Origin of the sequence: Gryllotalpicola reticulitermitis (assembly GCF_042651345.1) — a bacterium.
Classification (GTDB): domain Bacteria; phylum Actinomycetota; class Actinomycetes; order Actinomycetales; family Microbacteriaceae; genus Gryllotalpicola; species Gryllotalpicola reticulitermitis.
In genome coordinates, this window is record NZ_JBHSCN010000005.1 from 273,532 (window position 1) to 297,611 (window position 24,080).

22 protein-coding genes are annotated in these 24,080 nt (G+C 67.5%); 9 read left to right on the forward strand and 13 right to left on the reverse strand.

Translation table 11 applies throughout. The features are described 5' to 3' along the window. Nucleotides 1–2: 2 nt before the first annotated feature. Together ACFOYW_RS08465 and phoU are read right to left on the reverse strand one after the other, a co-directional pair. Complete coding sequence (locus tag ACFOYW_RS08465) at nt 3–539, reverse strand: GNAT family N-acetyltransferase (protein WP_390228434.1); 537 nt, start codon at nt 537–539, stop codon at nt 3–5. 431 nt (nt 540–970) lie between these two features. Then, on the reverse strand, nt 971–1,624 hold the full coding sequence (gene phoU / locus ACFOYW_RS08470) for a phosphate signaling complex protein PhoU (RefSeq protein ID WP_390228435.1): 654 nt from the start codon (nt 1,622–1,624) through the stop codon (nt 971–973). A gap of 170 nt (nt 1,625–1,794) precedes the next feature. On the opposite strand from phoU, the gene ACFOYW_RS08475 reads away from it, so the two are divergent. Continuing rightward, nucleotides 1,795–2,385, forward strand: a complete 591-nt coding sequence (locus ACFOYW_RS08475; protein ID WP_390228436.1) for a hypothetical protein — start codon at nt 1,795–1,797, stop codon at nt 2,383–2,385. Here the strand turns inward: ACFOYW_RS08475 and pbfA are convergent. Next, nucleotides 2,365–3,777: a (R)-1-hydroxy-2-aminoethylphosphonate ammonia-lyase gene (gene pbfA / locus ACFOYW_RS08480; RefSeq protein WP_390228437.1), complete on the reverse strand. Its 1,413-nt coding sequence runs from the start codon at nt 3,775–3,777 to the stop codon at nt 2,365–2,367. The two genes, ACFOYW_RS08475 and pbfA, sit on opposite strands and share 21 nt — an antisense overlap. A gap of 93 nt (nt 3,778–3,870) precedes the next feature. Here pbfA and ACFOYW_RS08485 point away from each other — a divergent pair, with 93 nt between their 5' ends. The 3 genes from ACFOYW_RS08485 (at nt 3,871) to ACFOYW_RS08495 (ending at nt 6,066) form a co-directional block, all read left to right on the forward strand. Continuing rightward, nucleotides 3,871–4,647: a DUF899 family protein gene (locus ACFOYW_RS08485; RefSeq protein WP_390228438.1), complete on the forward strand. Its 777-nt coding sequence runs from the start codon at nt 3,871–3,873 to the stop codon at nt 4,645–4,647. Nucleotides 4,648–4,794: 147 nt separating this feature from the next. Then, nucleotides 4,795–5,241, forward strand: a complete 447-nt coding sequence (locus tag ACFOYW_RS08490; protein WP_390228439.1) for a PaaI family thioesterase — start codon at nt 4,795–4,797, stop codon at nt 5,239–5,241. A gap of 75 nt (nt 5,242–5,316) precedes the next feature. Next, nucleotides 5,317–6,066, forward strand: coding sequence for an SDR family NAD(P)-dependent oxidoreductase (locus tag ACFOYW_RS08495; RefSeq protein WP_390228440.1), 750 nt, complete (start codon nt 5,317–5,319; stop codon nt 6,064–6,066). A gap of 88 nt (nt 6,067–6,154) precedes the next feature. Here ACFOYW_RS08495 and ACFOYW_RS08500 read toward each other — a convergent pair whose 3' ends face one another. The 9 genes from ACFOYW_RS08500 to ACFOYW_RS08540 all read right to left on the reverse strand — a co-directional run bounded on the left by ACFOYW_RS08500 (nt 6,155) and on the right by ACFOYW_RS08540 (nt 16,904). Further along, entirely contained in the window at nt 6,155–6,736 is a 582-nt protein-coding gene (locus ACFOYW_RS08500) for a TetR/AcrR family transcriptional regulator (RefSeq protein ID WP_390228441.1), read from the reverse strand. Between the two features lie 42 nt (nt 6,737–6,778). Continuing rightward, a complete protein-coding gene (locus tag ACFOYW_RS08505; RefSeq protein ID WP_390228442.1) occupies nt 6,779–9,013 on the reverse strand; it encodes an FAD-dependent oxidoreductase in 2,235 nt (744 codons plus the stop codon). Nucleotides 9,014–9,018: 5 nt separating this feature from the next. After that, the gene (locus ACFOYW_RS08510) at nt 9,019–10,797 is read right to left on the reverse strand and encodes a glycoside hydrolase family 97 catalytic domain-containing protein (protein ID WP_390228443.1); all 1,779 of its coding nucleotides are present in this window, start codon (nt 10,795–10,797) and stop codon (nt 9,019–9,021) included. Between the two features lies 1 nt (nt 10,798). After that, complete coding sequence (locus ACFOYW_RS08515) at nt 10,799–11,692, reverse strand: carbohydrate ABC transporter permease (protein ID WP_390228445.1); 894 nt, start codon at nt 11,690–11,692, stop codon at nt 10,799–10,801. Further along, complete coding sequence (locus ACFOYW_RS08520) at nt 11,689–12,639, reverse strand: carbohydrate ABC transporter permease (RefSeq protein WP_390228447.1); 951 nt, start codon at nt 12,637–12,639, stop codon at nt 11,689–11,691. The genes ACFOYW_RS08515 and ACFOYW_RS08520 overlap by 4 nt, the downstream gene beginning before the upstream one ends. Nucleotides 12,640–12,722: 83 nt before the next feature. Beyond that, entirely contained in the window at nt 12,723–14,111 is a 1,389-nt protein-coding gene (locus tag ACFOYW_RS08525; protein ID WP_390228448.1) for an extracellular solute-binding protein, read from the reverse strand. A gap of 41 nt (nt 14,112–14,152) precedes the next feature. After that, nucleotides 14,153–15,106 (reverse strand): nucleoside hydrolase, encoded by a 954-nt coding sequence (locus ACFOYW_RS08530; protein WP_390228449.1) that lies wholly within the window; start codon nt 15,104–15,106, stop codon nt 14,153–14,155. Next, nucleotides 15,103–15,846 (reverse strand): ThuA domain-containing protein, encoded by a 744-nt coding sequence (locus tag ACFOYW_RS08535; RefSeq protein ID WP_390228450.1) that lies wholly within the window; start codon nt 15,844–15,846, stop codon nt 15,103–15,105. Before ACFOYW_RS08535 ends, ACFOYW_RS08530 begins: the two co-directional genes overlap by 4 nt. Continuing rightward, on the reverse strand, nt 15,843–16,904 hold the full coding sequence (locus ACFOYW_RS08540; protein ID WP_390228452.1) for a Gfo/Idh/MocA family protein: 1,062 nt from the start codon (nt 16,902–16,904) through the stop codon (nt 15,843–15,845). Before ACFOYW_RS08540 ends, ACFOYW_RS08535 begins: the two co-directional genes overlap by 4 nt. A gap of 132 nt (nt 16,905–17,036) precedes the next feature. Here ACFOYW_RS08540 and ACFOYW_RS08545 point away from each other — a divergent pair, with 132 nt between their 5' ends. The 4 genes from ACFOYW_RS08545 (at nt 17,037) to ACFOYW_RS08560 (ending at nt 22,244) form a co-directional block, all read left to right on the forward strand. After that, the gene (locus ACFOYW_RS08545) at nt 17,037–18,086 is read left to right on the forward strand and encodes a LacI family DNA-binding transcriptional regulator (protein ID WP_390228453.1); all 1,050 of its coding nucleotides are present in this window, start codon (nt 17,037–17,039) and stop codon (nt 18,084–18,086) included. Between the two features lie 159 nt (nt 18,087–18,245). Then, nucleotides 18,246–19,547: a hypothetical protein gene (locus ACFOYW_RS08550; RefSeq protein ID WP_390228455.1), complete on the forward strand. Its 1,302-nt coding sequence runs from the start codon at nt 18,246–18,248 to the stop codon at nt 19,545–19,547. A 10-nt stretch (nt 19,548–19,557) separates the two neighbouring features. Beyond that, on the forward strand, nt 19,558–20,493 hold the full coding sequence (locus ACFOYW_RS08555; RefSeq protein WP_390228456.1) for a ribokinase: 936 nt from the start codon (nt 19,558–19,560) through the stop codon (nt 20,491–20,493). Continuing rightward, complete coding sequence (locus ACFOYW_RS08560; RefSeq protein WP_390228458.1) at nt 20,490–22,244, forward strand: ABC transporter ATP-binding protein; 1,755 nt, start codon at nt 20,490–20,492, stop codon at nt 22,242–22,244. Before ACFOYW_RS08555 ends, ACFOYW_RS08560 begins: the two co-directional genes overlap by 4 nt. A gap of 30 nt (nt 22,245–22,274) precedes the next feature. On the opposite strand, the gene ACFOYW_RS08565 is transcribed toward ACFOYW_RS08560, so the two are convergent. Continuing rightward, nucleotides 22,275–23,075 carry a hypothetical protein gene (locus tag ACFOYW_RS08565; protein WP_390228460.1) on the reverse strand — a complete coding sequence of 267 codons (801 nt, stop codon included), beginning with the start codon at nt 23,073–23,075 and terminating at the stop codon, nt 22,275–22,277. Between the two features lie 134 nt (nt 23,076–23,209). On the opposite strand from ACFOYW_RS08565, the gene ACFOYW_RS08570 reads away from it, so the two are divergent. Further along, entirely contained in the window at nt 23,210–24,079 is an 870-nt protein-coding gene (locus tag ACFOYW_RS08570; RefSeq protein ID WP_390228462.1) for an ABC transporter ATP-binding protein, read from the forward strand. The last annotated feature ends 1 nt before the right edge of the window (nt 24,080 follow it).

Here is a 24,080-nt window from a genome sequence, read left to right on the forward strand (position 1 = left end):
CGCTATTCGGGCCTGCATTCTTCGTCGGGAATGGCAACTCGCGGCGGCGCTGGACTTATTCCTGAGCGGCGTCGTGGACCAAGCAGCGGGCGAACGAGGATGAGCGTCGGCCCCGGCCAATCGAGTCCGTCATGCTCCTCCAGCGGCGTGAACCCGACTTTGCGGTAGAACCCTCGGGTCTGCGCGTAGGCGGCGTTGTCGAAGGACGGGCCGACCGTGTGGACGGACAACATCACGCAGCCGTCGGCTTCCAGGTCCGAAGACACTCGCTCAACGAGCAGCCGGCCTACGCCGCGGCCCCGAGCACGCGGGTGCACCGCAATGAGGTGGAGTTCGGCGGATTCATGGAAGTGCCGACGAGTGAGCGCAATGCCTACTACTGCACCGTCGTGTACAGCGACGATGCTCCCGTAGCCGGTGTCCTCGGCTGCAGCGACGTAGTTGTCAACGGCGACGGGATCGCCGAACCAGTCGGGAAGTGCGTCGAGGATGCGGCGCGCGTCCGGCCCGCTGCGACGTTCGACCGTCTCGATGCTCACGAGCCCAAGCCTGACACGGGGCGGTCTCCATTCGGACATGCCGCCATGGGGACGAGAGGAGGCGCGCCCGTGAAGCCGTCGCTTGGGCTCGAAACGCATCGCGAGGTGCGCTCAGTGGTTCTCGCCCACCGCGCATCGAACCCGAGAGTGTTCGGTTCGGCGGCGCGCGCCGCTCGGTGTGCCAGTCGACGTAGTGACACCGAAGGCGCTCCCGGCTTCATTTCGCGCGCGCGTACTTGCCGAAGCGGCGCCGGTGTGACTGAGCCACGCTTCCGGTCCGTTGCGAACCTCGTCGAGATCGCGCCGACCGCCGTCCCGGAATTCAACGCGGCCCTCGACGATCTCGGTGTGACCCTCTGACGGGATGCGGTGATCTCGGCTGCGGCCGTTCTGCGGGGCTGAGCCTGAGCGGCCCGCGCGCAAGCGCCTGCTCACCTGCGCGACATCACCCACTCGCCGGTCGAGAGGTATTGCGCACGCTTGGCGATGGACACGGCCTGGTCTCCGAAGCGCTCGAAGAACCGAGTCGCGAGGGTGACGTCGACCGTTTGCTCGGTGGTTCCGGTCCAGTCGGCGCGCAGGACCGCGTCGAAGACGCTCCGGTGAAGCGCATCCGTGCGCGCATCGTCTTCGATCAACTGCTCGGCGAGCTCCAAGTCCTGTGTGCGCAGCAGGCGATTCAGAAGCTCGGCGGTCCGAATGTCTTGAGCGGCCATCTCAATGAAGATGTCGCGGAGGGCGTCGGGTGCGACATGTTCGGGGTAGTGGCGCCGGGTGAGCTGAGCGAGGTGGCGGGCGAGGTCACCCATGCGTTCGAGCAGCGCGCTCATTCGAAGCGCGCCGACCACGACACGAAGATCTCGGGCGACGGGCCCCTGGCGAGCGAGGATCTGGATGGACAGCTCGTCCAGCTCGATCGAGAGTCTGTCGATCGCCGGGTCGCCGCTGATCACCTGATCGGCGAGTGCGATGTCTGCGGTGTTGAACGCCGTGCTGGCGTTGCGGATAGCGTCGAGCACGAGGTCGGAGATCAGCACCAGACCGTCCTGAACCGAACTCAGCTCCTGTTGAAACACTGCGCGCATCACGTCACCTCTATTGACAAGTAAAACAGCTGGCGCCCTGCGCGCCAGGGGGTTGCGATTGGGTGCGTGAGGAGTGCACGTCCGGGCGAGCCCGGCCTGAGTGCTAGGATACAACTTAGATACAAGACATCGGCTCCGTTCCGCTTGATGGCTGAGGAGGTCACACGACCATGGAGACACTGTCCGCACCCGCGCTCGCTGCGCTGCCCGCTCGACCGTCCTGGGCGACCCTGCGCGGCGAGGTGCGGCGCTCGACCTGGGGTCCTGATGGGCTGGCGATGTCGGTGACGAGCTTCGCGGCTCACCGTCGCTTCCAGCAGGTCAGCGCGTGGGCAGCGCCTGCGCCCGGCCGTGATCTCGCGATGGCGCCCATCCGTCGAGTCGCGGCGCCGGCGAGTGGCAAGGGCGCAGGCACGGTCACGATGGACGACGTGATGGCGCTCCTTCGACCGCGCCGAGCCCTGGAGCGACTCGCGCTGCAGATCGTCGGCGAGCGACGGATGCATCGGCGACGGGTGCTGGCCCTGTCCGGCCGGATCCCGCAGGGTGCGGACCCGGCCGCTACCCCGTTCGGCATGCTGAGCGGGGGCGACTCATTCCGCTTCCTCGTCGACGCCGGGCGGGGCATCGTTCTGCTCGCGACCGGCTTCGCGGACGGTTCGGTCATCGACCGCGTCGAGTTCGCGGCCCTCCGCTTCGATATTCCCCTACTGAGCCACGCGGACAGCGCGCCGCCGCGATCACGCCGCCGAAGCGCCTGACACCTCGGCGGACACCTCCGCAAACGCCGCCTCGAGCGCAGCGAGCGCCTGATCGAGCTCGCCGTCGGAGATTGTGAGCGGCGGGGTCAGCGTGAGCACTGATCCCATCGTGGTCTTGAAGCTCAGCCCGCGCCGCAGGCACGCGTAGAGCACGGACTCGGCGAAGCGGCGGTTGGGGGTCAGGTCGTCCGGGCCGGCGACGAGCTCGATGCCGAAGAACAGTCCGCGGCCGCGGACGTCGCCGATCACCTCATAACGAGCCGCGAGCCCGCGCAGCCGCGCGAGGAACTCGGCGCCGGCACGATCAGCGCGCTCGACGAGGTGCTCGTCGTCGATGATCTCGAGCGTCGTCAGGCCTGCCCGCGCCATGAGCGGGTTCTTCTCATGCGTGTAATGGCCGAGCGCCCAGTCCTGGGCGACATCCAGTTCGGGTTTCGCCAGGACCGCGGCGACCGGGATCGCACCCCCGCCGAGGCCCTTGCCCCAGACGAGCAGATCGGGCACGACGCCTTCGTGCTCACTCGCCGAGAAGCGGCCGGTTCGCCCGAGGCCGGTGGGGATCTCGTCGAAGATCAGCAGCGTCCCGGTCGCGTCGCAACTGCGCCGAACGGATTCCCAGAACCCGGGCGGCGCCGGTGTGGGCAGCGCGCGCATCGGCTCGGCGATCACTGCGGCGACATCGCCCTGCACGCGCAGCGTGTAGTCGATGAGCTCGGCCAGCGGCCGCCCGCACTCGGGCGTGTGCGGCTGGTCGGCGCGGTGACCGACGCCAAAGCGGTCGCGGAAGCATCCGAATGGCGGGACGTGCTCGGTTCCGGAGAGCAGCGGCCCGAGGGGTCCGCCACGGAACAGCTGCTCGCCGCCGACGCTCGCGGCGCCGAAGCCGGCGCCGTGGAACGACTCCCAGAACGAGAGCGTCCTGTGCCGCCCGGTCGCCACGCGTGCGATCTTGAGAGCGACCTCCACCGCGTCGGATCCACCGGTGGTGAGCAGCACCCGCTCGAGGCCGGTCGGTGCGTGCGCGACCAGCGACTCTGCGAATCGCACGCTGATGTCGCTCGTGAAGCGGCGCGGGACGAAGGGCAGCTCGGTCAGCTGCCGGGTGAGCGCGTCGATGAGGCGCGGATGCCCGTAGCCGATCTGGTGTGCGGAATTGCCGTGGAAGTCCAGATAGCGGGTGCCGTCGGTTCCGATCAGCCACGACCCTTCGGCGCCCGCGATCGACGTCAGGCACGGGGTCGACACGGACTGCTTCAGATACACCGCCGAGTCTCGCTGCAGAAGCGTGCGATCGTCGGCGCTCCGCGCCTCATCCCACGCCCGCCGCAGCGGCCCCGAATTCGTGTCGCTCTCGCTCGCAGCCGGACCGGATGACGACGCACCTGCACTCATGCGGCAGACCATAGCCGAGCGAAACGACGACGAGTGCGGCGTCGCTCCCTCGGGCGTACGATGCGCGCGGGATCGCACCCCGAGGAGGACGTCATGACCACCACCGACGACCAGCCCGCCGCAACGCGGGCCATGCCACCCATCGTCGATCGCGCCACCTGGCAGGCTGCGCGCGACGAGCTTCTGGTGCGCGAGAAGGCGCACACGCACGAGGGCGACGCCATCGCGGCGGCACGCCGACGCATGCCGATGGTCGAGTTCGACGGCACGACCGAGGTCGTCGGCGCCGACGGCCCCGTGCCGTTCATCGACCTGTTCCAAGGCCGTGACGAGCTGCTCGTCTACAAGCACATGTGGCACGACGGCGCGCCGCTGCAGGGTCAGTGCGAGGGCTGCACCGTCACGGCGTGGCAGCTGAAGGACGCGGTGTACCTCAATGCACGCGGCGTCTCCTTCGCGATCCTGACGGAGGGACCGTGGGAGGAGGTGCCGCCCTACCTCGAGTTCATGGGCTACACGCAGCCCTGGTACTCGGTGCGCGGTCTCGACGAGCCGATCGGCGGCGCGATGGGGCACCTGACGAGCTTCCTGCGCGACGGCGATCGCACTTTCATGACGTATGACATCACCGGGCGCGGCACCGAGATGGCCGGCCCGTCGTTCGCGCTGCTCGACATGACCCCGTACGGCCGCGGCGAAGCGTGGCAGGACAACCCTGAGGGCTGGCCGGCAGGCGATAGCGCCTGCTGGTACTGGCGAACGGATGCCTCGGGCCGGCCCGGCTCGGACACCACGCGCCCCGCCCCGCAGTGGACCCGCCCGGGCGCGGGCCCGGTCACCTCGTTGGGGCGGCACGAGCACCACCACTGAGCCCGTCGGGCGCGGCGCCGGCCGGGCAACTGTGCCCGGGCGACACACATCGCCGCGCCGCGCCCCGTGCGGTTGTGCGGATCGGCACTGGACGGTGACGGGAGACCGCGCGTGCGCTGAGCTTGACCCACAAGCAAAGGAGCACGAATGACCGACCTGACGCAGCTGAGCGGCCTTGAGCAGGTGGCGGCACTCGCCTCAACCGGCAAGCCGTTCGCCCCGATCGCGGAGCACTTCAACATGACGGAGGTGGGTTACGCCGTGGGCGACGTCACCTTCGAGGCGACCCCCGACGCAAGCCACTACAACCCGATCGGGACGGTGCACGGCGGCTTCGCGGCCGCGTTGCTGGACTCGGCCTGCGGAAGCGCGGTGCATACGACGCTGCGACCGGGGGAGGCATACACGTCCCTCGAGATCAAGGTGAACTTCCTGCGCACGATCACAACGGACACAGGCACGGTCCGCGTGCACGGCTGGGTCACGAAGACCGGCTCGCGTGCGTCGTTCGCCGAGGCCGACATCCGTGACGCGGCGGGCAAGGTGCTCGCGACGGCGTCGAGCACGTGCGCGGTGTTCCCCGCCAAGGGCTGAGCCGGCTTGCGTTAAATGAGGTGATCTGTTCAGATTGGATAACTGAACAGATCACCTCATTTACGGAAGGCTCTCATGCCCCAGGACCTCATCGGCCGTAGCGCCCTCATCACAGGCGGCAATAGCGGCATCGGCCGCGCGGTCGCCCATGACCTCGCCGCTCGCGGCGCCCATGTCATCGTCAGCGGCCGCGACGCGGCCCGCGGCGAGCACGTGGTCGCGGATGTACGCGCAAGCGGCGGCACGGCCGACTTCATCGCGACGTCGCTCGCCACCGAAGCCGACGCGCGCGCTCTCGCGACCGAGGCCGCCCGGCTCGCCGGCGGCAAGATCGACATACTCGTCAACAGCGCCGGTGTCTTCCCGTTCGGTCCGACGGCCGACGTCGACGAGGCCACGTTTGACCAGGTCTACGACGTCAACGTCAAGGCGCCGTTCTTCCTCGTCGCCGAGCTCGCACCGCAGATGGCGGCCCGTGGCTGGGGCAGCATCATCAACCTGACCACCATGGTGGCTCACTTCGGGGCGGCGGGCATGGCCCTCTACGGTTCGACGAAGGCGGCTCTCGTGCTGCTCACGAAGGCATGGGCCGATGAGTTCGGCCCGAGCGGCGTGCGCGTCAACGCGGTCAGCCCCGGGCCGACCCGTACCGAGGGCACCGCCGTCATGGGCGACGGGCTCGATCAGCTCGCACAGACGCTGCCGCTGCGCCGCCCGGCGCAGCCGGAAGAGATCGCGGCAGCGGTCGGCTTCCTCGCGGGCGACGCGGCGTCGTTCGTCAATGGCGCGATCGTGCCGGTCGACGGCGGCCGTATCGCGGTGTGACCCGGGTATGACGCGGACGGTCTGAGACCGGCTGAATGACGGATGCCTCGAGCCGCCGCGCTCGAGGCATCCGTCATGTCGGGCGTGCTCAGCCGACGGCGGAATCGAAAATCGCGGCAGCAGCGACACGCGCGCTCGCCGCCCACGCGAGATCCGGCCGCGTGTGGGCGCCGACCATGCAGCCGTCGTACAGCATCACCAGTGCGAGCGCGGCCGGATCGCGCCGCTTCGGGCTCGCGCCGGCTTCCGCCAGCAGCCCGTCGAAGAGGCCGAGCGCCCACCCGCGATGCTCGAGGTTGACGGCGTGGGCGGGCGAGGACGCGTCGCTCTCGGCCTCCGCGTTGATGAATGGGCACCCGTTGAAACCGCCGGCCGCGAACCACTCGCCCAGCAGATCGAAGACCAGCAGCGCCTTCGACCGCGCATCGCCCTCGTGCGCGGCGAATCGCTCGGCCACGACGTCGCGCCACGCGGAGCTGCGGCCGCGCAGGTATTCCGCGACGAGATCGTCCTTGCTCGGGAAGTACGTGTACATGGTCGCCTTCGAGACATCGGCCTCGGCGGCGATCGTGTCGACGCCGGTCTCGTGCAGGCCGCGCTCATAAAACAGACGATCGGCGGTGCGCACGACGCGTTCGAGTGCGGGGCGCTTGCGGGTGCGGGTCTCCATGCGCCCATGATACTGAACAGGTCTGTTCGTTGTCGGGTGCGATCAGCTGGTGGCGACGCCATAGGCGCGTACAGCGATGACGTGTGCGTGTGGAGCGCCATTGGTCGCCTCGATGCGGAGCCGAAGAGAGTCGCAGTCGATCGGCTCCCTGAAGGTGTGCACCACACGGCGCCGGCGATTGTCGCGACACGCGACGATCGTCTGCCACCGGCCGTCGAGCCGTGACTCGAGCGCATAGTCGCGCACGAGGGTTGGCATCGCCTCGGGCTCCGTGATGTGGTGGTGCAGATTGACGAGATCCTCGTTGACGTCGTCGTCGAAGATGAACTCGACGCTTTCGAGACTGACGGTGTGCGGCCAGTCGAACCGCAGCCAGGGCGTCGGGTCGTTCGCGAGTGCATCCGATGCCCAGAAGTGCGGGCCACCGAAAGGGCGCAGGTAGCCGTCGCCCACGCGGGGCGCCGCGAACGCATCGCCGGCATCAATGCGTGCCCAGAGGCCGGCGCCGAGGAATGGGTTGTCGTCCCACTCGCGCAACTGCTGCGGGCGGTCGTGGGCCGGTCCGAGCGGGCGGCGCGTGAAGGTGAGCGTGCCCGGCATCCGATCGGTCGCGACGTGCGCCGCGACAGCCGCGTTGGCCTTGACCACGACGAACAGATTGCCCGTGTACTCGGCGCTCACGGCGAGCGGCAGCGTCACGAACTGATCGGCGCCGGCCGTGAGACGTATGGGGCCGCCGCCCACTTGCATCGTCCCGGGCACATAGTTCTGGCGGCGGTGGGGGATTGTCGCCTCGTAGTAGAGCTCGGTCGCGGCGCGCACGTCCAGCTTGAGCGTCAGGGCCGAATTGCCGCTGCTCGCGGGCACCACCATGGCCACATCGGCGTCAAGCGGCCAGCGCGCCGGAGCGTCGGCGGACTCGAAAGCCGTCAGCGTGCTCGAGGCCGTGATGGCGGCGGCTGTGACGAGGTCGTCGGGGTCGATGTGGCGGATGCCGATAAGCGATCCGTCGTGGGCTAGCAGGCGTTGCTGCAACCGGCGCCCGTCGACCTCGCGTGGGTCGGACCCGCACTCGCCGCAGAGTGCTGCGGCCGTGCCGGCTGCTTCCCCGAGCGTGGCACACGTGGCCATGACCCGGGTCGAGCCGAAGGCGACGTGAGAGGCGGAGATGTTCCTGCCGGCCATCAGCAGATTGGTCACATTGCGCGAGTACAGCGACCGGTAGGGAATCGGGTAGACGCCGTCGGCGAAGCGCTGCTTCGTGCCGCCTTCCGTCGCATACATCCCCCCGGGCGGATGCAGGTCGATCGACCAGCCGCCGAATGCGACCTGATCGGGCTGATCGGCCTGCTCGATGATGTCGTTCTGGGTCAGCGTGTAGTCACCGACGAAGCGGCGGTACTCCCGCTTCCCGGGCAGCGAGCCGACCCATTCGAGCGTCATGTTCTCCGCGTCGAACTTCCCCGAGTTCTTGATGTAATCCCAGATGCCGTAGACGACCGACCAGAGCTCGTCGCGAATGCTCTCGTTGTCGTGCACGATGTCGTCTTCGCCGCCGGTCTCGATCCACCAGTACGCGCAGCCGTCGTCCCCGGCGCGGATTATGCGGTTCTCGGGGATCGTGGTCGCGGCGACGTCCATCGCGAACGCCGGCGGCACGAAGCGCACTGGGTGGCCGAGATCCTTCGTATAGAAGAGCAGTGTGCTGCCCAGCGTCACGTCGTCGGCGACCTCTGGCGCCCAGCTCTCGCCGTATTCGGCGCGCGCTTCGCGCCCGATCCTGAATTCGGCGCCGGCGAGCAGGCCGATCAGCCCGTCACCGCTCGCGTCGATGAAGACCGGGCTCGTGAACGTTGTCCGGCGCTCCGACCCCATCGTCCAGCCGGTGACGGCGTCGATGCGGCGCGCATCTCCGGGTCCGTGCGCCTCGACGTCGCGCACGTCGGTGTTGAGGAACAATCGGATGCCTGGCTCTGCGGTCACCTTCTCGTAGAGCAGCGCGTCCCATAGGTACGGGTTGCCCCACTTGTTGCGGTACTGGTTCTCGACGAACAGCTCGCCCATGATGCCGCCCTCGCGCGCGAAGTGGCCGAAGCCGTGCGCCGTCGCGCCGACAACCCAGACGCGCACCTCGGACGATGAGTTGCCGCCGAGGACCGGGCGGTTGTTGATGAGCGCCACCGAGCGACCGTTGCGTGCCGCAGCGATCGCGGCGCAGACGCCGGCCAGGCCCCCGCCGATGATCGTGACGTCCGAGTGGAGTTCCTCGTCGCGCATGGCGGTTACCGCGCGCTGGCGCTGGCCACGCCGGCGAAGCCGCCGTTCTCGGCGATCTCGAGCTCGATACGACCGGTGGCACGGCTCCAGCGTCTTTCGACGAGGCCGGACTGGTGGACGGCATCCCCGACGATCCACACGTCGCAATCGCCGTCGTACAACTCCTCGAGGTCGATCGCGACTGTGCGCGCCGGCCCCACCGCGATGCAGCCGAGATACCACGTGCCGTGATGACGACGTGCGACGACGGCTTCCGTGTCGGGGCTACCGGAAAGCAGCCGCGTCTCGTGCCAGACCGGGGGGAGGCTCGACAGGAACTCCTCCGCGAGCGGGCGTTTCGCATACTCCGCGATGTCGTCGGCCAAGTGCGTGATGCCGGACTCGAAGGCCACGGCCAAGCCGAGTTCGTGCCCGTCGCTCGTCTCGCGATCGGCCGCGCTGAAGGTCACGGGGGTGTAGTCCATCGACCCAGCCACGTTCCGAGTGAACGGCTGGATGACGTTGTGCGCGGCCGTAAGCGGTCCGAGGTCGATGATGTAGTACTCGGCCCCGCGGATGCCCTCGTAGCTCATCACGTGGGGAAACGTTCTGGCCCAGCCGCGCGGAATCACCGAGCCGTGGAAGTTCAGCATGAGCTCCCGCTGCGCCGCTTCCGCGATGATGAAGTCGTACCAGCGGTAACGCTCCTGCGATTCCGACTCCATGAAGTCGACCTTGACGCCGGCGATGCCCCACGACTTCCAGAGCGCGAGCTTGCGCACCGCCTCTTCCCCCTGGAGGTCGATCCAGTGGCTCCAGAGGAAGATGCCCACATTGCGTGCGTCGGCGTATTCGACGAGCTGGGGGACCCAGTCGGCGTTCCAGCCTGCGTCGACCAGCACGTGCTCCCACCCGCGCGCCGCCGCGTAGTCGACGTAACGCCGCTGGGTGTCGAAGTCCTCGGGCGAGTCGGTGTCCGACCACCACGACCACGCCGCATGGCCGGGGCGGATCCACGCCGCCGCCGCGAGCGCCGCATCGGCTGCGGGCGCGAGGTCGTCGACCAGAGACGAGGCCACGACATCCGCTGCCGATCCGATGACGAAAACACGCCACGGCAGTGCCGCTCCTCCCGCGATCTCGACCGCCGGGTCGGCCGCCGCGTAGCTGAGCCGAGCCGAGCCGCCGGCCCGTGAGAAGGCGAGGTGCGACCCGCTGAACCGCCCGTCGATCGCCGCCTCGGAGAGCAGCACATAGACGCCGTTCGTGTCGCGCAATAGGAACGGGAATCCGTAGTCGCCCTCAGCCAGCTGCGCGATGTCAGCACCGAATCGCGGCGTCTCGTACCAGGTCTGGTACAGCAACGGCCATGCCCGCGCGCCGTCCGGCACGGGGATCGCGGTCAGCTCGCCGTCGACGGTCGCGCTCGGCCCGGCCGGGACGCGGTAGCGGAACGCAGCCCCGTCGGGCGCGGCGCGCACCAGCAGTTCCCACTCGGCGCCTGTGGACGCGGACCGCAGTCGAAGAGTGAGCTCCTCGTGGGCCACGTGATGCCTACCGGCCGCCTTACCCGTGCGCATCTCGTACGAGTCGGTGATCGATGCGCGTGCTGCGTGCACGAGCTCGGCGTCGAGGCCGAGATCCTCGCCGTCGACGCGCAGGCCGACCGGGATGTCGACCACGATCGGGCGGTCACGATAGAAGATGCTCAGCCGGGTCTGCTTCGCGGCGCCGCCGATGACCTCGCACCTGAGCGCTCCGTTCGAGACCGCAGTCGAGAAGCCGACTGCTGTTTCCTGGGTCATCTCAGCCTTTCACTCCGCCAGACATGCCGACGCCTCGCAGGAACTGCCGCTGGAAGACGAGGAACAGCACGATGGGGATCAGTACAGTCAAGGCCAGCGCCGCCATCTGCACGGCGAGGGTCGTGGTGTTGGTCAGGGTGGGCAGCGCGACGGCGAGCGGCTGGACGGACGGATTCTGCAGGACCAGCAACGGCCAGAGGTAGTCCTTCCACGATGCGATCACAGTGAGCAGCGAGACCACGCCGAGAATCGGCCGGGACAGTGGGAGCACGATGAGGGTGAACACGCGCCACGCCCCTGCCCCGTCGATCTTCGCGGCTTCGAAGAGCTCGGGTGGCAAGGAGTCGAAGAAGCGCTTGATGACCACCGTGTTGAACGCGTTAGCGGCCGCCGGCAACCAGACCGCCCAATAGGTGTTCAAGAGGCTCGTGTGCACGACGGGCATGCGGACGATCGTGAGATAGAGGGGCACGAGCGGGACGACGCTGGGGATGAAGAGCGTCGCCAGGATCGCCGCGGAGAGCACGCCGCCCCACTTCGGGCGCAGGATGCTCAGCACATAGGCGGCGGTGGTCGCGACGATGAGGTTGGCGACAAGGCTGCCGAGTGCGAGCAGGAGCGTGTTCAGCAGGCTTTGGCCGATGTGGCCGACCGTCCAGGCGTCGACGACGTTCTGCCAGTGCACGCCCGACGGGAACAGCGCGAGCGGCCGTCGAAGCGAGTCCTGCGTCGTCGAGAGAGCAGCTTTGAGCAGCCACGCAATCGGCCCGATGCCCGCGATCACAAGTCCGGCCAGGACCACGATCTGGATTGCGAGCAATGATATCCGGACCGGACCGCGCTTTCGGTCGGCTGGCGAGATGAGGCTGCGCTCTTGGTCCGTTGCGGTCGTCAATTGGTGCTCCACTTGCGCGTCGAGATCTGGTAGGCCACCGAGAACAGCGCGAGGACGATGGCGAGGAGGAAGCTCAGTGCCGTTGCGGCGCCGTAGTCGTTGTTGATGAACGCGTACCGATAGATGAGCAGGAGGACGGTGGTCGTCGCGTTGTTCGGGCCGCCGTCGGTGAAGATGTAGGGCTCGGTGAAGACCTGGGCGGTGCCGATGATCTGCAGGAGGAACATGATGAGGATGACTCCACGGATCTGCGGCAGCGTGACATGCCATACCCGCGACCAGATGCCAGCGCCGTCCAGCTCCGCCGCTTCGTACAGTTCGGCGCGCACGGAGCTGAGCGCGGCCAGGTAGATGATCGCGGTGCTGCCGGCCGTGGCCCAGGTCACCTCGAGAACGATCGACGGCATCGCCATCGCCTGGGAGCTCAGCCAGGTGAACGGGCCGAGCCCGAACCAGTGCAGGATCTCGTTGAACACGCCCGTGTTCGACGGGTTGTAGAAGGTCTGCCACAGCAGCACCGCCACGACGGGCGGCACGACTGCGGGCAGATACGAGAGGGCGCTATAGACCGTCTTGTTGCGGCCGCGCAGCTCAGCCATGAAGACCGCCAAGAAGAGCGGAACGGGGAATCCGAACACGATCGCCAGCACGACGAAGTACAGCGTGTTGAGCGCCGCCTTGGGGAGGATCGGGTCGCTCAGCACGTATTGGAAGTTGCTGAGGCCAACCCACGACGCGGGGGTGACAAGGTTCGTCTTCTGCCACGCCATCAGCAGGCTGCTGATGATCGGTCCCCACGAGAAGTAAAGGAAGATCAGGACCACCGGGATCGCGAACAGGATGGGGGAGAGGCCGCCTCGAGCGAACCAGGCGCGAAGAGTGAGTCGTCGTCTGGCGGTCCGGCCGGGTCGCCGCAGCGGTTGAACGGTATTGAGCGCGCGCGTCATGTGTTGTCCTCAGTGCCGTGCCGGTGGGGCCCCGTCTGGGAGGCCCCACCGTGCGCGGGGGATCGTGATGTGGCGGAGCCGGCTCAGCGGCTCAGCAGGGAGTCGACGTTGGCCGAGGCCGTCGACAGCAGCTTGTCGATGTTGGCGTTCTTGTTCGTCAGCACGGTCTGGATGACGGTGTCTAGAGAGGCGTAGACCTGCTGCGCCTGGTTGGTCGGCTCGGCCAGGTCCTTGAGCTTGGCCGAGGCGGTGGCGAACGGAGCGAAGTTGCTCAGCGGAACGTTGACATACGGCTTGATCCACTTCTCGTACTGGTTGTACTCGTCCTTGCCGACGACGGTGATGTCGGGCAGGCCGACGGGGTTGTTCGATGCGGCCCCCGCCTTAGCCGCGGCGACGGCCGCGCTCTGGTCGGTGTACTGGGTCAGGTAGTAGAAGTTGATCCACTTGACCGCGGCTTCCTTCTCTGGCTCAGTCGCCTTCGGGTTGACGATCTGGACATTGCCGCCGGTGAGTGTGGCATTCGTGCCGTTCGCCTGGGGCATGGGTCCCGCGCCGTAGTCGCTCGGCGACATGCCGTCGGTCGTCACGGCCATGCTGTACCACGAGGGCGGCGCGACGAACATGGCGAACGACCCGCTGGCGAATGCCTTGTTGATCGTGTCGTAGTTGTACAGCGCGTTGTGGTCGACGGAGTCGTCGGTCCAGCGCATGGCCTGCAGGTTGGCGAGCGCCTGCTTCGCGGGCTCGGCGTCGAAAGTCGCCTTCGTGCCCTTCGCGTTCTCGAGCGAGCCGCCGTAGCTATAGGTGGCCCCGGTGAACATCCAGCCGCCGAAGTTCTGCGAGGCGAGCTGGCCGAAGCCGGGCGTCCCCGTCTTGTCCTTGATGATCTTGGCGTCGGCGCGGACCTCGTCCCAGGTGGTCGGCGGCTTGTTGGGGTCGAGTCCGGCCTTGGTGAAGAGGCTGCGGTTGTAGACGAGCCCGACCGCATACGCGCTCGTCGGGATGCCGTAGGTGTTCCCCTTGGCGTCCTGCCCGATCTTCAGGGTGGCCGGGTTCAGCTTGGCGTCGAGACCGGTCTTCTTGAGCGCCTCGGTGATGTCTGCGATCTGGCCGTTCGCGATGAGCTTCTGCGGCTCGGTGAACGGCACTTGCAGCACGTCGGGCAGATTGCCGCCCGCGACAAGCGCCTGGAAGGTCGTCGTATTCCAGATGGTCTCGGTTGGCTTCAGGGTGATGTCCGGGTACTTCTTCTCGAACGCAGTCACTTCGGAGTCATAGAGCTTCTGGGCAGCCTTCTGACTCGACGGCGGACGGTCGCCGATGGTGATCGTCACCTTCGAAGTGGACGCGCTTCCGGAGCCGCCTGAACTGCAGGCCGCGAGTGCGGTGCCGATGAGGGCGATGGTCGCTGCGGCCGCCGCCAGGCGAATTGCACTGTGGGGCGTGGAAAGCAGAGTTGGTTTCTTCATTGAAACTCCTAGTTGCGATTGCGAGCAAGCGGTTGCTCAGGTCAAATATCTACCGATTCGCGGCCCAAGTCAAGGCGATTAGAAACCGCTTTCTCACGCCATTGCGGGGTGCGCTCGAGGACGGCGTCGAGTGCGCTCGCCGCAGCCTCAGGCGGCGCAGCGAGCCGAACGTAGCGGTGGGCTCCGTCGGGGGAGGGCTGGAACGACGTGCCGCCGTTCTCGTCGATCCTGACGGTGCCCGGCGGCGAGTACTGCAGGTCGGGCGCGGCGCCGAGAACCGCGAGGCGAATCGTGAGCGGATCCCAGCTCTCCCTGCCGTTGCCGGCGCCGCTATAGCGGCGGTAGGCGGCACCGACGACGTCGTCGTCTCCGCGCATCGACAGAGCGCGCCCGGTGATGACCGGCAGGCCCACCTCCCAGCCGAGGAAGTCCACCGGCGTCGGCCATCGCGCGAGCGTCCGGCTGGCACTGCGCGGCGACTGCTCGATGTTGAACTCGTGCCCGGCGGGGAAGTGGCCGCCCATCACGACGAGGCGCTCGACCTTCGCGCGGATCAGCTCCAGCCCGGACAGCGGTGAGGCATCGTCTCCCGACGAGTCGATCAGGCGCTCCAGATTGTCGAAGAATCCGATCGACACAACCGTGACCGATCGGTCGGGCGACGCGTCCAGCGCTCGGCGGTGCACGGCGACGGCGTCGTCGGGCTCGCTGTCGTCGACTCCGGTCCCGTAGGCCTCCCACAGGAACCTCGCGTAGTCCGTCTCGAACACCGACTCATCGAGCGGTCGCCGGATGCCGATGGGGACCTCGCGCCCGAAATAGTCGTTCACGACGCGAACGGCTCGATAGCCGTATCGGCTCGGGGTGTTCACACCGATCGAGATGAGCTCGGCGACGCCTGCGTCGGCATAGTGGTGCGCCACGGCGAGCGCCCCGATGTCGTCGACGTCGCTGTAGACATCGGTCTCGATGATCAGTCGCTTGGGAATGGTCACGATGCTGCCGCCGCTTCCGGCTCGGCCAAGTGCACGACGGCCGGGGCGTGGTGCGGCCGACCCTCCTGCGCGACCCATTGGGCACCGTTGGCGATGACCTTCTGGATCTCCGGATGGTGGTAGATCGGATACGCCTCGTCGCCTGGCGAGAAGTAGAAGATCCGGCCATGGCCGCGGGTGAATGTGACGCCGGACCGGAACACCTCGCCACCGCTGAACGAGCTGAGGAAGATCGTCTCATCGGGCGCGGGGATGTCGAAGAACTCGGAATAGGTCTCGTGCTGGTCGAGAACGATGGGCAGATCGACGCCGTCGACGATCGGATGCCTGGGACTCACCGTCCATACGTGCTCCCGCGCCGCGTCGTTGCGCCAGCCCAGGGAGCACGTGGTGCCGAGCAGTCGCCGGAACGGGCGCGAGAAGTGCCCTGAGTGCAGAACCACAAGTCCCATTCCGCCGAGCACGTGCTCGACGACGCGTCCGACCACCTCGTCAGCGACGGCCTCGTGGCGCATGTGACCCCACCAGACGAGCGTGTCGGTCGCCGCGAGGATTTCCTCGGTGAGCCCGTGTTCGGGCTGATCCTGGGTCGCAGTCCGCACTGTCGCGGCCGCTCCGAGGTGACCCGCTAGACCGCGTGCGATCGCCCCGTGGATTCCGTCCGGGTACCTGGTCAGCACGTCGGGGTCGTTCTGTTCGTGCCAGTTCTCATTCCAGACCGTAATGCGCGTCGCATTCATGCCAGCACCACCTCGCGGCCGCTCACCATCGACTCGTAGCAGGCGCCGATGATCCTGGTGCGCTCAAGTGCTGCCGAGCCGACGCGGCGGCCCTCGCCGATGCTCCCGTGTGCGGCGGCCACGAACTCCGCGACGACCTCGTCGTGTCCGCGCCCTGCTGGCGTCTCGATCGTCTCGGATTCGCCCCCGACCGTGGGCGCTGTGAATCGCTCGACGTCTCCGGCCTCGAATGCGGGGGACAGCGCAGCCTCCGCGCCGCCCTCGGTGCCGTGAACGGTGATGGTCATCTCGTCGGCGGAGGCCCGCGCTGCGGCCCAGGAGACATCGAGTTCGATGACGCCGCCGCCGGCGAGGCGCAGGAACACCGAGGCGAAGTCCTCGACGTCGCTCGACTCGCCGCGTCCTTCGAGCGGTCGTGCGTCGCTGCGCTCGCCGCTGAAGGCCGAAAAGCCGGCCGCGGAGAGGGAGCGCACTGCGGGTTCGCCAAGGATGTCGAGCGTGTAGTCGAGAAGATGGATGCCAAGGTCCGCCAGCACGCCGCCACCGGAGAGCGCACGCTGCCGGAACCAGCCGGCGGGAATCCCGTCGCGCCGCAGCCAGGTGACGCGCGTGTGGTAGGGGTTGCCGAGACCCCCGTCGGCAACGAGGCGCTTGATCGCCTTGAGCTCGCCGTGGCTGCGGTGATTGAAGACGACGTCAAGAACGAGACCCGATGATTTCGCGGCGTCGACCATGGCCTGTGCGTCGGCGACGGTGCCGGCCATCGGCTTCTCACACAGTACGTGACTGCCGCTCTGGAGCGCCGCGATGGCGATCGGGGCGTGCAGCGAGGTGGGGACCGCGACGCTCAGCAGGTCGAAGCCGCCCCATGCGATGAGGTCGTTCCAGTCCGCGAACGCATGGTCAACGCCGTACTGCGTGGCCAGAGCCGACAACTGATCGGCCTCGAGCCCCGCAAGGCCTACTATCTCCACATCGTCTCGCCGCGAGTAGGCAGCGAGGTGTTGTTGGCCCGCCCAGCCCAGCCCGACAACGGCTGCTTTGAATGAAACTGACATTGCACTTCTCTCGAATATCCGGGCCGCCCGAGCGGGGGCCGCTCTCATAATGACCGCGACATCGAAACTGCGCAACTGCTTTCCCAACTGCTTCGCAACACAGCCGGAAACCTGGCTAGGATAAGGATTACGATGAGTGAAAAACCGGTTAGCCTCAGCGACGTCGCGACGCTGGCCGGCGTGTCCGTCTCCACCGCCTCGAAGGTCCTCAACGGCGGCGGGCGCGTGTCGCCGGAAACGCGTAAGCGCATCGAAGACGTCGCGGCACGGCTCGATTTCCGCCCCAATGCACTCGCACGGTTCTTCGCCACGGGGAAGAGCCAGACCATCGGCGTGCTGACGAGCGAGGCCCCGAGCATGTTCGCGATGCCGGTTCTTCTAGGAGCCCAGTCGGCGCTCGGCCGGCGTGAGATGGCCACGTTGCTCTACAGCGTCCAGTACGACCTGCGGGCTCTGGGCGACGTGGTGCGCAAGCTGCGCGCACGCCAGGTCGATGGCGTTGTCGTGATCGGCGATGGCCTCGAGCGACCGCTGCACTCGATCTCGCACAGCCTGTCTGTGCCCGTCGTCTACGCGCTCGGCGTGTCAGAGAGCCCCGACGACCTCTCGGTCACGCCTGACGGACGCATGGTGGGGCATCTCGCCGCTCAGCATCTACTTGACATCGGACGGCGCCGGATCGTGCACGTGACCGGCCCTACCACGGACCTCGCGGCAGTCGACCGCGTCCGCGGGCTCAACGAGACGTTGGGAAAGGCCGGCGTCGGCTTGGCCGGCGCCGGTGTCATGTACGGCGACTGGTCGCGTGGGTGGGGCGTGCGCGCTGCGTCCAGGCTGCTTGAGGGCGATCGCGATTTCGATGCGATCTTCTGCGGCAACGACCAGATCGCTACCGGCGTTCACATGACGCTGCGCATGGCCGGCGTGCGCATTCCCGATGACGTGGCGATCGTCGGTGTCGACAATGTGTCGAGCTTGCTGCGGCAGCCCGACGGACTCATCACGACAGTCGACACGAACCTCGCCGCGGTGGGCGAGGCTGCTGCGGGCTACCTGCTCGGCGCCCCCGAAGCGGCGCAGCCGGGCGTGCACTACGAACCCTGTGCGCTGGTTCCCGGTGAATCGACGATGGGCACTCGCCCCGGGGCCGCCGCCGATGAGGAACTCTACCTCGAGATCTGAGGGGTCTTCTCTCCCGAGCTCGTGCCACCGGCCGTGGCGGCTCGCGTGCCTGTCTATTGACGCGTGCCGACGTGGTGCGGTATCTATTTGAGCAACCGATTGCGCACGGTCGGCACTTCCGCTGGCCGCGCGATCGCGTGTGTCTGGTTAGGAGTTTCAATGACGAAACGTCACGGGCGCAACGCCCGTCGAACCGCGACGACCATCGCCGTTACCGCAGCCCTTGGTGCGCTCGTCGTCGCCAGTCCAGTCCTGGCAGCAACGCCGGGAAAGACGTCGCCCGAGGCGGCGCCGACGGCCGCGCCCGCGTCGCAGTCGGCGGAATCGACCACGGCCTTTCTCGCCTCCCTCGGCGTGAACACCCACCTCGACTTCGGCGCCTCGATCGTCCCGGCGTACGGGAACGTGAAGAACGTTGAGAAAGCGATTGACTATCTCGGGGTCGGCAACCTTCGCGACAGTGCCCAGGGACCTGACTGTGCCACCAACTGGGCGGCCGTCGCGCGGGCGACCGGCGCGAAGTTCGACGATTACATCGGCGAGGATTCGCCCTACAACATGTACTTCGACCTGGGTTGCATGCCTGGGCTCGCGAACGAGCACCTGCTTAACTTCGTCGAAGGCGGCAACGAAGAGGACGATGCCTACCCGGCCGGTCTCGGCAACACGATCGCAATCACCGCCCAGCTCCAACAGCAGGTGCACGCGACCGCGCAGTCGCTCGGACTTCCGGCCATCAACATGTCGTTCGGCGCAGGCTGGACCGCCGCCAACGACTGGCACGGCGACTACGACAAAGTCGGCGACCTCTCGGCATATGCGGATTACGGCAACGCCCACGACTATCCCGTGCCAGGGGCCACGGCCGACAGCACGATCCAGCAGCTCAATGGCGACGCGCACCTGGCCGCGGCATCCCGACAGGTCATGATCACCGAGTTCGGCTACGACACCAACGTGACCGACTCGGCGACGGCCGCGAAAGGCACCCTCGACGCCGCGCTCGACGCGGCGAAAGACGGCGACGCCAAGATCTACTACTACTCGCTGTTCGACGACACTTCGGGAGACTTCGGGCTCATGAACGCCGATGCCACCCCCAAGCCGGCGGGCCTCGCCCTGCACGACCTCACGACTCTGCTCGGCACCGGCACGCACACCGCCCACCCGTCGACTCGCGGTCTGAGCTACAGCGTGCAGGGCACGCAGTCCGCAGACAACCAGCTCCTGCTGCAGGGCGCTGACGGCAGCTACTGGCTCGCCCTGTGGGACGAGACCGACGCGGCGCACGACGTGACGGTGAACCTCGGCTGCACCCCGGCGTCGGTCAGCACATTCGACCCGCTCACGGGCACTCGGCCGATTCAGTCGGTGCACGGGCGCGCGAGCATCGACGTCACGATCCCCGACCACCCGGTGCTGCTGCACATCGACCATCCGGCCGCATCTGGCCACTGCTGAGAGGAGAGGAATGTCCGGCACCCGATCCGCCGCCCGTGTCATCGTGGTCGGCTCTGTGAATGAGGACTACCTCGTGAGGGTCAGTGACCCGCCGCTGCCCGGCGAGACGGTCATCGCGAACAGCATCCTGCGACAGCCGGGCGGCAAGGGCGCCAACCAAGCGGTCGCCGCCGCCCGGCTCGGCGTGCAGGTGGCTCTGATCGCGGCGGTGGGTGACGATGCTGCCGGGCGGGGGATGATCCGGGCCCTGGAGGGCGAAGGGGTCGCGACATCGGAGATCGAAGTCATCTCGAACGTCGACACGGGTCTGGCGTTCGTCGCGGTCCAGGAGTCGGGAGAGAACTCGATCACCGTCGTCCCCGGCGCGAACCTCGCGTTGGGGGCCGAGCGGGTGCGCGCATCCGTCCGAAGGCTCGCCTCCGAGGGGCGGCGAAGCATCGTCGTCGTTCAAGCCGAGTTGCCGACGGACGTGATCCGGGCGGCGCTGATCACCGGTTGGGAGGCCGGGGCACGCTGCGTTCTCAATCTCGCGCCTTATCGCGAGCTCGGCGACGAGGTGCTCTACGTGTGCGACCCGCTGATCGTCAACGAGTCGGAGGCGAGCAGCCTGGTCGGGTACCGTGTCGCGGACGTCCACCAGGCCGCCCGTGCCGCGCACGAACTCGGTTCCCGATCGCAGTCAGTCGTGATCACCCTCGGAGCGCGAGGCGCGTATTGGGCCGCGCAGAGCGGCAGCGGACACGTTGCCGTCGCGACGCGCCCGGACGTCGTCGACACGACTGGCGCCGGCGACGCGCTGGTCGGCGCGCTGGCGGCCGCTCTCGCGAACGGGAGCACTCTCGAGGCCGCAGTCGAGATGGGCGTCGCCGCGGGCACGTTCGCGGTCACGTCGCCGGGCGCTCAGACGTCATACGCGACCCGAGCGGACCTCGTCGTCCGGGGATGAACGAGAACCCCCTCACTCTCGCGCGCGACAAGCCCCTGGGGTCACTCATGCGGGCGCTCGCGCCATTCCGGTCCGAGCTCGTGATCTCGGCCGCGATCTTCTTCATCAAAGACAGCCCGATCTGGCTGCTGCCCACGATCACGGCCGCCGCTGTGGACATCGTCGTCAAGGGCGGCCCGCTCGGCTCACTCGGGTGGCTGGCCGTTGCGGCGTGCGCGCTGCTATTGCAGAACTACCCGACCCACGTGATCTTCACGCGCCTGTACATGGGGTCGGTCCGTGCTCTTGGTGCTCGCCTCCGCAACGAGATGACTGCCCGGCTGCAAACACTGTCGATCGGCTTCCACGCTCGTGCGAGTTCGGCGGTGATGCAGAACAAGGTCGTCAGAGACGTCGAGAACATCGAGGTGATGTTCTCGCAGATCGGCAACCCGACGATGTCCGCCGTCTTCGTCTTCGGCGGTGCCGTGGTGATGACGGCCGTGAACGTACCCGAGTTCCTGCCCGTGTACGCGCTCAGCGTGCCGTGCGGAGTGGGCGTGTGGTGGCTGATGCGCCGCCGCGCACGCGCGCGGAACGAGGAATTCCGCCTCGAAATGGAGCGGTTCTCGAGCCGGGTGGGTGAGATGACGACTCTGATCCCGATCACTCGCGCCCATGGCCTCGAAGACGTCGCCGCGGCGCGCGTCGCCCAGGCCGCGGAGAACGTGAGGTCTCGCGGCCTGAGCCTCGATCTTCTGAATGGGCGGTTCAACGCGGCCAGCTGGATCGTGTTCCAACTGCTGGCGGTCGGGTGCCTACTGCTCGCCGCGGCATTCGCAGTGCTCCACTGGGTGCCGATCAGCCCCGGCCAAGTCGTTCTGCTCGCCACGTACTTCTCGGCGCTGACCGGCACCGTGACAACCGTGCTCAACCTCGCGCCGCTGGTCTCCAAGGGGTCAGAATCGGTGCGATCGCTGGCCGAGTTGATGGAGGAGCCCGACCGCGAACTCAACGAGGGCAAGCGAGTGGTCACTCACGTCACCGGCAGGATTGAGCTTCGGGACGTGTCGGTCGTCTACCCGGAGAGTCCGTCGCCGGCACTCGATGGCATCAGCCTTGAGATCGAGGCGGGGATGACGATCGCGTTCGTCGGTCCCTCGGGATCCGGCAAGTCGTCGCTCATGAACACCGTGCTCGGCTTCGTGCGCCCGAGCAGCGGTACGGTTCTGCTCGATGGTGTCGATATGAACACTCTCGATCTGCGAGGCGTTCGTCGTCATATCTCGGTGGTGCCCCAGGAGTCGATCCTGTTCGAGGGGACAGTGCGAGAGAACATCACCTACGGGCTCGAGCGTGTCGATGACGCTCGCGTCATGTCCGCGGTGCGGGACGCCAACGCGCTCGACATCATCAAGGGTCTGCCGAGCGGGTGGAACACCGTCATCGGAGAACGCGGCGCTCGGCTGTCCGGTGGTCAGCGTCAGCGCCTCTCGATCGCGCGGGCGCTCATCCGCGATCCGCAGATCCTGCTGCTCGACGAAGCGACCAGCGCGCTCGACTCCGAGTCGGAGATCAAGATCCAGGCGGCGCTCGAGGGTCTCACGGCAGGGCGCACAACCCTCGTCGTCGCCCACCGTCTCTCGACGGTGAAGCGTGCCGACGCCATCGTGGTGCTGGAGAACGGGCGGATCGTGCAGACCGGCACGCACGCCGAGCTGCTGGCGACCGGCGGTCGCTACGCGGACCTGTGGGGTCTTCAGGCCCGTTGACGTTGCAGCAGGCGCGCCGCCCTCCGACCGTCAGGCGCGGCTGAGGGTCGCGCCCGCGTCGGTGATGCCGACCGCGACTTCCGGCACCAGCGGGGCGACGTGACCGACTGCATCCTCGAAGCGGGGGCGGAAGGCATCCATCGGCAGGTTGTGCGCGAACAGTTCGGAGAGCCGGTTCCACGAGATGCGCTCGGGCGCCGTGATCTCGTGATAGCGGATGCGCAGATTGAGCCACGCATACACATCGATCGCCATGGCGGGCAGCCGGCCGCCCTTGACGGCTTCCCAGTCGATGGGCGCCGGGTGCTCGGCGATCGACTGGTAGAGGTGTTCGGCGAGCGTCACCTGACCGCGTTCGCCGTCCCAGAAGCGGAAGTCCTTCGCGACGTGCAGCCGCACGGTCATCGGTTTGCGGCCGTGGACCGTCGCGTCGCCGAGAGTGATCGATGCGCCGAACAGCCGCTGCGCCTGCCAGAGAATGTCGCCCGTCGAGGCGTCGGGGGACCCGAGCGCCTCGATGAAGTCCTGCGGTGTCGCGCCGAGGTCGATGACCGGCGACTGCGTTTCGCGCGCCTGCTTGGCGAGCCAGAGCAGGACGAGACGCGGCAGCGTGCCCCACGGGTAGCCGTAGTCGTCGGGCCGCATCGTGACGATCCGCTCCCAGTCGCCGCGCACGATCATTCCCGGTGGAACCGCGTCGTCTTGCGCCGGGTCGGTCAGCGGAACACCGAACATGATCATCAGCTTGACGTAGCCGGTCTCGTGCTCGGTCGGGGCGACGGCGGTCGCAGGCGTCGCGCTGGGCCGGCGGAGCCGCGGAATCCACGCCATCTACTTCCCCCAAGGTGAGCGTCGCATTACACCCTGTGCCACACGATAGTCGTTGACTGGCCGCGTGTAACGGGTACCTATACGGTTAGCGCATGCCACGCGGTGAGCCTTTGGTGTCGGTTCGGGAATTCCGCATGGCATTCGGGCGCGCTACCGTCATCGAGAATCTCTCTTTCGATATTTTCCCAGGTGAGACGTTCGGATTCTTGGGCTCGAACGGATCGGGAAAGACGACTACTATTCGGGCCCTTCTCGGCATCTACGAGCCGACCGGCGGTATTTTGCACATCGGTGGGCGGCCTTTCAAGCCGCAGCAGTCTGGCCGACTGGGGTATCTGCCGGAAGAACGCGGCCTGTATAAGAAGGAATCCGTCATCGACACGATGACGTACTTCGGCAAGCTGAAGGGCATGAGCGCCAACGCAGCCCGCACGTGGTCGCGCGGGTATCTCGAGCAGGTCGATCTCGCCGATAAAGAGAAGGTGCGGCTCGACAAGCTCTCCGGGGGCCAGCAGCAGAAGGTGCAGCTCGGGGTGACGATCATGAACGACCCCGAGCTGCTGATTCTCGACGAGCCGACCAAGGGCTTCGACCCCGTCAACCGGCGTCTGCTGATGGGCATCATCGAGGACCAGAAGAAGGCCGGCGCGACCGTGATGATGGTCACCCACCAGATGGAAGAGGTGGAGCGGCTCTGCGACCGGGTGATCCTGCTGAAAGACGGCACGTCGCGCGCCTACGGCACCGTGGCCGAGGTGCAGGAGCAGTTCGGCGGCACGACCGTGACCGTCCGGCATGGCGGCGAGCTGCCGGCATCCGATCGCTATTGCGTGCTCTCGGACGGCGACGGAGTCGCCGAGCTCGACCTCGCGCACGGCACGGACCTCACGCTCCTTCTCGAGTCGCTGCTCGCCGCCGGTGTGCGCGTCTCCGAGTTCACCCCGCACCGCCGATCGCTGGACTCGATCTTTCTCGAGGTCTACGGCGAGCAGGCCGGGGAGTAGC

Coding starts and splice junctions, on each gene's coding strand:
- ACFOYW_RS08510 (WP_390228443.1), bottom strand. CDS start 10,797: ATGACCCAGGAAACAGCAGTCGGCTTCTCGACTGCGGTCTCGAACGGA.
- pbfA (WP_390228437.1), bottom strand. CDS start 3,777: ATGAGTGCAGGTGCGTCGTCATCCGGTCCGGCTGCGAGCGAGAGCGAC.
- ACFOYW_RS08565 (WP_390228460.1), bottom strand. CDS start 23,075: ATGGCGTGGATTCCGCGGCTCCGCCGGCCCAGCGCGACGCCTGCGACC.
- ACFOYW_RS08505 (WP_390228442.1), bottom strand. CDS start 9,013: ATGCGCGACGAGGAACTCCACTCGGACGTCACGATCATCGGCGGGGGC.
- ACFOYW_RS08550 (WP_390228455.1), top strand. CDS start 18,246: ATGACGAAACGTCACGGGCGCAACGCCCGTCGAACCGCGACGACCATC.
- ACFOYW_RS08475 (WP_390228436.1), top strand. CDS start 1,795: ATGGAGACACTGTCCGCACCCGCGCTCGCTGCGCTGCCCGCTCGACCG.
- phoU (WP_390228435.1), bottom strand. CDS start 1,624: ATGCGCGCAGTGTTTCAACAGGAGCTGAGTTCGGTTCAGGACGGTCTG.
- ACFOYW_RS08540 (WP_390228452.1), bottom strand. CDS start 16,904: ATGTCAGTTTCATTCAAAGCAGCCGTTGTCGGGCTGGGCTGGGCGGGC.
- ACFOYW_RS08500 (WP_390228441.1), bottom strand. CDS start 6,736: ATGGAGACCCGCACCCGCAAGCGCCCCGCACTCGAACGCGTCGTGCGC.
- ACFOYW_RS08495 (WP_390228440.1), top strand. CDS start 5,317: ATGCCCCAGGACCTCATCGGCCGTAGCGCCCTCATCACAGGCGGCAAT.
- ACFOYW_RS08560 (WP_390228458.1), top strand. CDS start 20,490: ATGAACGAGAACCCCCTCACTCTCGCGCGCGACAAGCCCCTGGGGTCA.
- ACFOYW_RS08485 (WP_390228438.1), top strand. CDS start 3,871: ATGACCACCACCGACGACCAGCCCGCCGCAACGCGGGCCATGCCACCC.
- ACFOYW_RS08490 (WP_390228439.1), top strand. CDS start 4,795: ATGACCGACCTGACGCAGCTGAGCGGCCTTGAGCAGGTGGCGGCACTC.
- ACFOYW_RS08525 (WP_390228448.1), bottom strand. CDS start 14,111: ATGAAGAAACCAACTCTGCTTTCCACGCCCCACAGTGCAATTCGCCTG.
- ACFOYW_RS08535 (WP_390228450.1), bottom strand. CDS start 15,846: ATGAATGCGACGCGCATTACGGTCTGGAATGAGAACTGGCACGAACAG.
- ACFOYW_RS08545 (WP_390228453.1), top strand. CDS start 17,037: ATGAGTGAAAAACCGGTTAGCCTCAGCGACGTCGCGACGCTGGCCGGC.
- ACFOYW_RS08520 (WP_390228447.1), bottom strand. CDS start 12,639: ATGACGCGCGCGCTCAATACCGTTCAACCGCTGCGGCGACCCGGCCGG.
- ACFOYW_RS08555 (WP_390228456.1), top strand. CDS start 19,558: ATGTCCGGCACCCGATCCGCCGCCCGTGTCATCGTGGTCGGCTCTGTG.
- ACFOYW_RS08570 (WP_390228462.1), top strand. CDS start 23,210: ATGGCATTCGGGCGCGCTACCGTCATCGAGAATCTCTCTTTCGATATT.